Consider the following 2115-nt stretch of genomic DNA (forward strand, 5'->3'; position numbering starts at 1 on the left):
GTCGTCCAGCATTTGCAGATGAACTCGTAGGGTGTGAGCCCCCTAAGGGTCTTCAGCCGGCGGCCGAAATTGTAGGCGGCAACGAAGTCTGTGAGGTGCGCCTCGAACTGGCGATGATCGTCATAGTGGAAGCGCTTGACGGTCGCTTCCTTGATGGTGCGGTTCATCCGCTCGACCTGCCCGTTGGTCCAGGGGTGCTTCACCTTGGTGAGGCGATGCTCGATGCCATTCTCGTGGCACCGCATGTCGAACATGTGGGTGATGTAACGAGCTGTCRGCCCGTCGGCGTARCGAGSCGGGAAGGTGAACTGGATTCCGTAGCACATTGGGAAGAGGCTCGACCGTTGCCTGACGGCGCGCGAAGCCTTGCGTAGCGCAGCGCGCCGTCACGGCGGTCATGGCCGGCCAGMAGGTCTCTAAAGTGAGGTTGTCGAGACAACACTTTGGAGCGAGGCCAACCATGACCAAGCGCTTTTCTACTCCCACCGGCGCCGTGCTGGTAGCGATCGACATGTCCAAGCACCGCCAGGAGGTGCTGATCGAACGRCCAGAAGGCGGTCGACGCCGGCGGATGACCGTGATGGCGACCAAGCAGGACTACGACCGCCTGGCTGCGGACCTTGCCGCGATCGGGCGGCCGATCCTTGTCGGCTTCGAGGCGACCGGCAACTACCATCGCACGCTCGCCTATCGGCTTCTGACGGCAGGCTTCGAGCTKCGGCTGATCTCCTCGGTCGCGCTCGCCCGGACGCGGGAGGCGCTACACAACGGTTGGGACAAGAACGATCCCAAGGACGCCCAGGTCATCCTGCACATGCTGCGGATCGGTGCCACGCAGGCCTATGTCGACCCGTTGGCCGCCGGCATCAACGATCTCCAGGAGTTGTCGAAGACGCACGAGACGATTTCGAAGGCCAAGACGCAGACCTGGCACCGCATCCTGACGCATTACCTRCCGCTGTACTTTCCGGAGATCGGCCGCTTCGCCGGCAATAGCCGCTCGGATTGGTTCCTGGCACTGATCGAGCGCTTCCCGACGCCCGGCAGCATCATCGCACTGGAACGGGAAGCGTTCGTGGCCGAGGCCTGGCCTCTGGTCGGCCGCAAAGTCTCCAAGGCTCGGCTGATCAACGATATCTACGAGACGGCTTGCTCATCGATTGCGTTGCCCGTGCCGGAGGAAAGCGCGGCGATCACGATGTTCCGGATGATTATTGCCCAGGCTCGGGGCCTRATCCGGGAGCGCAAYCGGATCGARGAGATCGCGCAGGTCACGYTGGCCGATCATCMCGAYTACCAGTTGCTGCGGCGGATCCCGGGAATCGGACCGATCAACGCTCTGACAATCCTGGCCGAAGCCGGAGACCTGCGGCGGTTCGGCCATCACCGCCAGTTCCTGAAGTTCTGCGGCCTCGACCTCGCTACCTGCCAATCCGGCWCGTTCCGCGGTCGGACCAAGCTGTCGAAGTACGGCAATGCCCGGCTGCGCCGAACGTTCTGGATGGCAGCGCAGGTCGCCGCGCGCCAATGTGACAACAGCTTCCGCGACAAGCTTGGTCGCTATRTTGCCGGTCACGYGGACGATGCCGATCGCCGTCGCAAGGCGATGACCGCGCTTACCGCCAAGATGGCGCGGGTGGCGCATGCCGTCGTCAAGACGGGAACAGAATACCGGCCGTTCCTGGAACGGTCGGATGCCAGGTGGAAGGACCCCTCTCTGCRAGTGCCGTGAGGGCGCCAAAGGCGACCCTGTAGATAATGTTCGGGCCTTCCACCTGGGTGCGTATCTCGTCTTGAGGACGGTGAGGACCACGGCCGCGTCAATGCCGCTGGATCCTGTGTTTGCTATGGCTGGGAGCGATCCCGTTGACGGTGGAAACCATCTGGATCAGCTTACTGCYGACGTCGGCGAKYTGCYGRCGYGAYGAGACCTGTTGGCCAAAGCCCAAAGCTGCYTCCCGACATAGGACGTTGTCCGTGAGAACGGTGTGGACCCGGTACGGTACCGCGTCGATCAGAGCCACCAGGAAGGCAGAAGCCGAGGTCCGGCCGGTCTTCCTGACCACCTGGACGAAGGCGAATTTGCTCGTGCGATCAATGGCCACGTAGAGGTAG

General features: G+C 62.8%; 3 pseudogenes. 1 reads left to right on the forward strand and 2 read right to left on the reverse strand.

Going from position 1 to position 2115, the window contains the following annotated elements:
- A pseudogene (locus tag AC1DRP_RS36320) lies at positions 1-257 on the reverse strand (integrase core domain-containing protein); the annotation flags it as partial.
- A 203-nt stretch (positions 258-460) separates the two neighbouring features.
- On the opposite strand from AC1DRP_RS36320, the pseudogene AC1DRP_RS36325 reads away from it, so the two are divergent.
- Positions 461-1718, forward strand: a pseudogene (locus tag AC1DRP_RS36325) (IS110 family RNA-guided transposase); the annotation flags it as partial.
- Between the two features lie 252 nt (positions 1719-1970).
- On the opposite strand, the pseudogene AC1DRP_RS36330 reads toward AC1DRP_RS36325, so the two are convergent.
- Positions 1971-2115, reverse strand: a pseudogene (locus AC1DRP_RS36330) (IS481 family transposase); the annotation flags it as partial.

This window comes from Allobosea sp. 01N443 (assembly GCF_056399325.1).